Genomic DNA, 304 nt, shown 5'->3' with positions numbered 1-304 from the left:
ACCCTGGAGCAGCTCACCCGGGCGCACAGCACGGAGCACGTCGAGTACCTCGAGGGCCTGCATCAGCGCCTGGTGGCCGACGAGCCCGCCGGTGGCCCCGACCACGCGCAGGTCGCCCCCGACACGATGCTCACCCGCTTCACCCTGCTGGCTGCGCGCCGCGCCGCCGGCGCTGCGAGTGCCGCGACCGACGCGGTGATTGCCGGCGACCTGGAAAACGCCTTCTGCTCGGTGCGCCCGCCCGGCCACCATGCCTGCCGCGAGCAGGCGATGGGTTTCTGTTTCTTCAACAACATCGCCATTG

1 pseudogene is annotated in these 304 nt (G+C 71.1%); it reads left to right on the top strand.

What is annotated here, in order from left to right:
* Positions 1–304: pseudogene (locus ACZYSP_RS35395) on the top strand (histone deacetylase family protein); the annotation flags it as partial.

It is taken from the genome of Variovorax sp. F042, assembly GCF_057814215.1.
Note: the sequence above shows the minus strand (reverse complement) of the source record. Positions and strands in the feature narration are given on the sequence as shown.